General features: G+C 52.1%; 6 protein-coding genes. All 6 read right to left on the bottom strand.

Annotation, left to right across the window (positions count from 1 at the left end; genetic code table 11):
• Positions 1-485 (bottom strand): hypothetical protein (locus ACTS3T_RS15745; protein ID WP_462935249.1); only part of this gene is annotated, 485 nt, incomplete at its 3' end.
• Positions 486-621: 136 nt separating this feature from the next.
• Positions 622-1,395, bottom strand: coding sequence for a 1-(5-phosphoribosyl)-5-[(5-phosphoribosylamino)methylideneamino]imidazole-4-carboxamide isomerase (gene hisA / locus ACTS3T_RS15740; protein ID WP_377963540.1), 774 nt, complete (start codon positions 1,393-1,395; stop codon positions 622-624).
• Positions 1,396-1,562: 167 nt separating this feature from the next.
• Entirely contained in the window at positions 1,563-2,387 is an 825-nt protein-coding gene (locus tag ACTS3T_RS15735; protein WP_377963558.1) for a SirB1 family protein, read from the bottom strand.
• A 1-nt stretch (position 2,388) separates the two neighbouring features.
• Positions 2,389-3,933: an NAD(P)/FAD-dependent oxidoreductase gene (locus ACTS3T_RS15730; protein ID WP_377963542.1), complete on the bottom strand. Its 1,545-nt coding sequence runs from the start codon at positions 3,931-3,933 to the stop codon at positions 2,389-2,391.
• Between the two features lie 61 nt (positions 3,934-3,994).
• Positions 3,995-5,881 (bottom strand): alpha-amylase family glycosyl hydrolase, encoded by a 1,887-nt coding sequence (locus ACTS3T_RS15725; RefSeq protein ID WP_377963544.1) that lies wholly within the window; start codon positions 5,879-5,881, stop codon positions 3,995-3,997.
• 349 nt (positions 5,882-6,230) lie between these two features.
• Positions 6,231-7,415 carry a ferrochelatase gene (locus tag ACTS3T_RS15720; protein ID WP_377963546.1) on the bottom strand — a complete coding sequence of 395 codons (1,185 nt, stop codon included), beginning with the start codon at positions 7,413-7,415 and terminating at the stop codon, positions 6,231-6,233.
• Positions 7,416-7,514: the final 99 nt, after the last annotated feature.

Below are 7,514 nucleotides of genomic sequence, written 5' to 3'. Positions count from 1 at the left end.
CCCCGCTCAATCGCGGTATTAGTCGCTTTCTTAGCCGACTCTGATAGGGCGAACTCCCCCACCACATCTACCCCCAGCTTCAGAAGCTGCTTCACCTGCTTCACCTGCTCCTCCCCTACATCGCCGCGCCCTGTTGCAGGCTGAGTGTTGAGCTGATGAATGGTGTCAAAGTACAGCTCGTACTTCTCCCAAAATGGATCACTCCAGCTATCTTTAGGCACAACTTGCTCGTAGAGCTTCGCCATCAGCAAAATAGGCTCGTCAATCCCTTCCGTCAGACCAAAGGAAACCGACGCCACCTTAGCCGTTTTTTCATGGGCTTCATGGGCTTTGCGCGTTAGGGTCGATTTACCTACACCACCAATACCCCACACATGAAACACCGCCGGATTTTGCTGCGGCTGGTGTAGAGATTGGGCTAAAGCGGCTAGAAAGTCTTCAACTGGGGGGCGCGAAACGTAGGGGGCTAGCGCTGTCATAGTCATACTCAAGACGGCTTGCCCACGATTTTAACTGACCCCTTGGCGATCGTCCTCCACGCAGGCTCATAGTGAATAGCTACTTAAACGAACTCGCTAGTCACGCTACGCTAACGGCCTCTAACCTATGACTCACCCAGCTCTACGCCAGCGATGACTGCCCCAAATCAGGCGGCACATCTTGCCAGCGCCCTTGCCCCACCGCTCTAATCGCCTCTTTCAGCGAAACATCCCCCGTATAGAGCGCCCGCCCCACAATCATCCCCGTTACCCCCACCGGAGCCAAGCTCAACAAGCTCAGCACATCGCTGAGCGAACCAATACCCCCAGAAGCAATCACCGGAATGGCGATCGCCTCGGCCATCTGCCGCAAAGCCGCCCTGTTTGGCCCTTTGAGCGTACCGTCTCGTTGAATATCGGTATAGATAATTTCAGCAGCGCCCAACGCCGCCATCCGTTGCGCCAGCTCAACCGCCTCCACCTCAGAAGTTTCTAGCCAGCCCCGCGTCGCCACTTTGCCATTTCTAGCATCAATGCCGACAATCACCTGCCCCGGAAACGCTGCACTCAGTTGCCCCACCAGCTCTGGATTTTCGATCGCCGCAGTGCCCAAAATGCCATAGCGCACCCCCAAGCTAAACAACTCAGCAACGCGCTGGTAGGTACGCAACCCGCCCCCCACCTCCACCGGAATATCCACCGCTTGCACAATTTTTTTAATCGCTTCCCAGTTAGCAGGCTGCCCTGCTTTGGCTCCGTCTAAATCTACCAGGTGCAGCCGCGTCGCCCCTTGCTCAACCCACTGCTGCGCGATCGCCACCGGATCTTCGCTAAACACCTGAGACTGGTCATAATCTCCCTGATAGAGGCGAACGCAGCGGCCTCCCAACAGGTCAATAGCAGGAATCACATCCATAGCAGCGGTTCAAATCGGCAGCTTCTATTGTATCGCCTTGCCAGAAAAAACCTCGGCGCGTGGCCGAGGTGAGTGGAGGAGTGAGTTCTATGCGATAAATCGTGCTTAGTCTTAAAGTGCCCAGTTTTTGAGCAATTGCATTTCAGCCTCAGGGTTTAATCAAGGCGCTAGTTAGGCTGAATCCGCTCTAGCAAGCGCATAATTTGGGCAATATCTTCTGTCTGCGCTTCGGCATGTTCCACATAGGCCGTCAGGTCACGGTAAGCAGCGGTAAACTGCCCCGCCTGATAGTGCAGCAAACCGCGATCGCGTTGCTGATAAATCGCATCTGGGTAGAGCAGCAAAATGCGATCGGTAGCGGCGATCGCTTTTTCTAGTTCCTGACGGTTGAGGTAAATCAGCTTCAAATTGGTCAGCATTCTCGCCAAAAAAGCCGACGCCGAAACAGGCTGCAAAAAGCTATCTTGCAAAACCGCCTGTTTGCCATAAATCTGCTGTAGCCGAGCCTCACAATCCGCCCGAAACAAAACCGCTCCCTGGTCAAAAGCATCAACAAAAACATCCATTTCAGCGATCGCCGGACGAATCAAAAAATGCCCCGGCATCCCCACCCCCACCATCGGAAAGTCGAGCCGCTTTGCCACTTCTAAATAGACCAGCGCTAGCGTAATCGGAATGCCCGTACGGCGATCGATCACATCGTTGAGAAAGCTGTTTTGCGGATCGTAGTAGTCTTGGCTGTTGCCGCGAAAGCGTAGATCCTCAAAAAGATACTGATTAATCGCCCGAATGATCTTGAGCGGATAAGGTTCAGGCGGCAAGCGATCGCGGGCTTCAGCCGCCATCACCTCTAAAGCATTGAGATAGGCCTCAGCCTCCAGCATCGGGTACGCTTCTTGGGCAATGTAGAGCGCCGCCGCCGCCAGATTAATATCGGCTTCAGGCTGCTGAATTTCTTGATAAAACCGTTGTCGCGCGATCGGAAAATCCATACTAATAATCTTGCCCCGCGCCATAGCGCAGCGCCTCTAACCAGCGGTGGTAATCGTAGCGCGGCTGAGGCGGCAGCGCTTTAGCCCAGGTTTGCGCCGTCTGAGCTAAGGGATACAAGGCGCTATAGGCGGCAAGGCTGGCATAGTGCCCCATCCAGTCGAGCAAACTCACAAGGCCAACTTGGGGAATAATTTTCGCCACTAGTTGCGGATGCGAAACCGAAGTTTTGAGTAAAGTTTTGGCCAAGGCCGGAAACTGCACCACATCCTGCAAAAACGGTTTGAGGACGGGTTCTCCGAGAGCAGCCATGTCTTGAAAGATGGCGGCTAGCACTTCGTTAATTCGGTTTTCGGGCAAACTTTGGTCAACGCCAACGCTCATCGACTTTTGAAACAGCCAGGTCACAGACAAATTGGGCTGATAGGGCTGCAATTTTCCCAGGGCTTTGTGGTCGAGCAGGTCTTGGGTCAACGCTTCATCAAGGCCGTGGCTCAACCGCTCTAGATGGCGAATCATCGCCCCAAAGCCGCCAAAGCTCAAAGGAGACTGGCTACCGCTGCTGTCACCTGCCGCCAGCATCCGGTTCCAGCTAAAACGCAACGGACTATCTTTGTAGCAAGGGAAAAAGCCAAACAGTGCCCGCTTAAAGGTTAGCTGCTCTAAGCTCACCTGCTGATAAGCCGGCAGCAGCGTTAAATACTCCTCAAACAAAGCCTCTAAGCTAGGCCGACGGGGATCAGCATCTAGATAGGTAAATAGATAGGTGGTGCGGCCATCTTTAGCCGGAAACGCCTCCCAAAAATACTGGCACTGGTTGCGAATGGGCGTAAAAGAAGCAATTAAATCTCCGGTTGAGTTATCGGCAAACCCCTTAGCGCAACTGCCCACCACCAAACAAACTGCATCTGGCGTTTTGCCGCCACGCGCCTGCCGCGCAATGGGGGAAAAGTGCCCCATCACATCAATTAACAGCCGCGTCTCAAAGCTTTTTTCAGCGGCGTTGATCGCCACGCCATTAGGGTGAACGGTAGCCGTTGCAAACGCCGTTTGCTCAAACAGGTGTCCGCCCGCCGCCAAAAATTTTTGTTTGAGCGTTTCTAGCAGCGTGACAGGATCAACGCCCACATTCAATACATTTTCAACCCAGTGATCGGTGCCTCCCAAAAAGCTAATTCGAGCCGGGTTATATTCAGTGGCGATCGCAGCGTCTAGCTCCGCCTGACTCAACAAGCCTAGCTTGACGAATACCGATAGCTCATGGCGAGAAATGTTCCATTCCTGTTCGCGTCCCCGTAGAAACCCTTTTTCTAGCAAGGCCACCCGCCAGCCTCGCTGAGCCAGCACCGCCCCCAGCAAAATGCCCAGAGTGCCACCGCAAATGACCACGTCCCAGGAAGTAGAGGCCAGTGGCTCAGCCTGTTCTGCCACCACTTGCGGAACTGGAAGCGTCCCAGCTTTGAGCGACTGCCACATCTGGTCAGCTTTTCTCAGCCCCCCCCAAACATCGCCAGGAAGCTGGCTTAAAATTTGCTCGCTTAGCGTCATGGCCTCAACAGCAGTTCTGTTTCTACTCTAACGAGCAAACAGGTGATTTTGGCAAGCGCCGCTACCAAGCCCAGGTATCTCGCCATTTGACAGTGCCAGACTCGGCCAGTACCCAACGACGCGCCACCAGATTTTCACGAATGGGTGAGATCCCTTCGCGCAGCATCACATATTTGTAAGTGATGAGTTTGCCAGCGCTTTCATTAAAAGGGATTTCGCCAAACCAGGTATTTTGATTGATATATCCCAGCCAGTGGGCTTTGCCAATATCCCAATTGCCTAGCTCAGGACAGTCACCAATGACGGCAATAACTTCGCCCGGTTGGGTATCCACCCCGTTGAGCTGCACTCGCACAATGGTTTGCCCTTTAACCCGCTCGCCCACATGGCTTAACACAATCACTTCCCGCGCTGCTAGCGTCAGTGCCGCAATGTTGCCAGATTGAACTTCAAATTTGCGTTGGGTCAGAATGCAGGTGTGTTCACCATCCGGAAAATCGGTCTCTACAAGATCCACGGTGATGGCTTCGCCGCGATTCATCGCTACAAAGCAACGAGAATCGCGATACTGACGGGTGTAGCAATAGACATCAGGCATGACATATTTAGGCCACTGCCCGCCTAGGGCTACCGCTGGATTGAGGCGACGTAACCCCGAAAGCCGCCGAATATATTGATAGAGATCGGTGGTGGTGTCCCACTTTTCCATCATTGGCCGATTGTAAGGATCGTTGCCGTTGTTGGTATCGTCATGCAGATATTGTTCGGTTCCATAGTAAATACAGGGAATGCCCCGCGAAGTCATAATCAGGGCGATCGCTACCTGTAGCATTTGAGGGTCGGGGTTGAGCGATTGAAACCGGGGCATATCGTGATTATCGATGAAGGTAATCAGCTCCGTCGCTCCGCAGTAGCACGAGTCTAAGTCAAAAATATCTTGCACGAGCTGAAAGCCGTCTTCCGCCCCTTGACCCAACGCGCCGCGAATGGCGACACACAAGCCAAAGTCCAGCACCGTCATCCCAGAATTGTTGGCAAATTCTACCGAACGTTCGTCGTCAGGGTGGTTATAAATCCATTCTCCAAAGACAAATACATCGGGGCGATGGGTCAAAATGTCGGCGTTAAACTCCTGCCAAAACCAAATCGGCATGTGCTTAACGGTATCCACCCGCAGGGCGTCTACACCGCGATCGAGCCATTGCTTGATCGCTGATTTAATGTAGTTGCGGTAATCAGCGTTGTTTTCGTTAAAAGTGGCGAGTCCAGCCATTTCACAGTTTTGTACCTGCCACTCGTCTTCCCAGTCCATTACTTCGCCGTAGTGGTGGTACCAGTGCTCTTTGTCGTTACCAAAATCAACGATTTTGACGCCATCGTCGTACAGCTCTCCTTTGACGCCATCAATGTCTGGGCTGCTGTGGTTACAGACCACATCTAGCACTAGCTTCATACCCCGCTTGTGCAGTTCTGCAATCAAGCGATCGAAGACGGTATCGCGTGTATCTTGAGTTTCATTCAGAGAAGGGTTTTCGTCTTTGCCGATAAAGCGCGGATTTAACCGCTTAAAATCTTTCGTCCAGTAGCCGTGAATTGCCGCACTTTCAATAAACAGACCCTCAACCTGTTCAAACAAAGGGGTCAGCCAAACAGCCGTTATCCCCAGGTTTTTGAGGTAGTCGAGTTTATCGATCACCCCTTGCAGATCGCCGCCCCAATATTTGCCCCAATCAGTTTGGGTAGCGTCGTAAAGTTCAGGATTAGGCCCTTCGCTGTTGTCGGGGTCGCCGTCACAAAAGCGATCGACGACTAGAAAATAAATAGTCTCCTGGCGAAACTCAATATCTCTGGTGTAGAGAAATTCGAGGTCAATATCTTCTTCTTGTCGCTCGACTTTTTCTAGTTCAACTTGAGATTTAGGAGACGTATAAGCAGGCGTTTGAACCATAAGACTTACATCAAAAGCTGTAATTTTTAGGTTTGATCTAGAGGCTAATCACTGGAAGCCGTGACTAAGCACTCGCTGAGCGATCGGCTTACAGGGGTCGCTTCCGGGTAGAGCTATAGTCACAACCGTGAGACACTTGAATAGCTGAAAGCCGCTGACAGAAAAACTTTCCGTCTGCCCTCTGCCTTCAACCTTCTGCCTTAGCTATAGCACCTGGCAGTAAGTATGCTTAGTATAGTGAATCCGCTGTCTACAGAATTTTGCAGAAAATAAAGATTCCAGGCTTAAGGAGTAAACCTGGAATTTCTTTCCTTCAACGGGTTTTGGCAAGCGATCGCCTGACTCAGTCTTAATGAGTGTGCGGGTGGTGATGACCCTGGCCGTGCTCGTGAGGATGGTCGTGGTGATGGTGGTGACCATGAAACGTTTGAGCTTGCGCTTTGGCTAACGCTGGGCTAACCGCCACCGCTTGTTCACTCAGTAAATCGGCAATTTGGGGATTAGCCCACTCAGCCGCCATCTGCAAAAACCGGGGATCGTCGTTCACACAGGCCATCTGCACATAGGTCACGTCGGGTCGCTTTTTGCGCAGGCTAACGATGATGTGCTCCACGTCTAAAAGCGTCTCGTGGTTTTCGGTGGCAAAGCCAATCGGCATAAAAACGATAGCCGTTGCCCCCAGATCAATCAGGTTTTTGGCCGCTAGGGTGGCGTTGGGTTGTGTCCATTCAATCAATGGCGTGTCGTGGTTCAGCCAACCTACCGAAATTAGCGGGTAGCGATAGATGAGCTTTTCTCGTACCAGTTCGTAAAGAAGTTCACTTTCGCGAATGCCGGAGGTAAAGCCTTTGGCTTTGTGGGGGCAACCGTGGTTCATCAGCACAATCCCGGTCTGTGAGGGGAGGTGCGCCACCGCCAGATCTTGCTGAATTTTGTCTGCCACCATGTCAGCGAGCAAATCGACATAGGCTGGCTCGTTGTAGAAAGAGGGAATGTAGCGCGTGCCTTTTAGCCAGTGTTCTGGGCTATCAGCCAGTTGCACTAAGGCATTGTTCACCTGCTCTACGGCAATACCGCTGGTAAAGATAGAATCAACGACCAGCAGGGGGTAGATCAGCAGTTTGTCAAAGCCTTCGGCCTTGACCTGCTCTAGTACCTGCTCGGGCAAATGAGGGGCGCAAAAGTTGAAAGCTTTGAAGACTTTTACGCGATCGCCCCACTGTGCTTTTAGCGCTTTTTCAACGCCAGCTCGCTGCTTTTCAAAAATGGCGTTGTGCGGAGAGATAAAGTTACCGTGCTGGTGGCTCCATTCGTGCAGGTCGAACACGGCAAGCAGCTTAGCAAGCGGCGGATAAATCCAGGTAGGAACGGGGGCAAATTTTGCCGTTAGCAAATTTAGCGCTTGTTCGTTATAGTTGGCGAAATCTTCGTAGCTTTCGACTTCACCATAGCCCATTAGCAGCACCGCAACGCGATCGCCCCCTTGGGTAGCTTTTACATCCTGATATTCCAGCTTTTCGGGCGTGGCAACCATGCGATTAGCCTCAATACTTTAATAGTGCTAAGCCTAACATCCCCCCTAGGGGGATGAGGTTTTGTTCTATTTTAATTAATCTCTTGAGCAAAGCTCAGT

The sequence above is a fragment of the Almyronema sp. genome, from assembly GCF_052168255.1.
In the GTDB taxonomy this organism is placed as follows: domain Bacteria; phylum Cyanobacteriota; class Cyanobacteriia; order Phormidesmidales; family Phormidesmidaceae; genus Sphaerothrix; species Sphaerothrix epifaneia.
The sequence above is the reverse complement of the archived record's forward strand: the minus strand, read 5'-3'. Positions and strand labels throughout refer to the sequence as shown.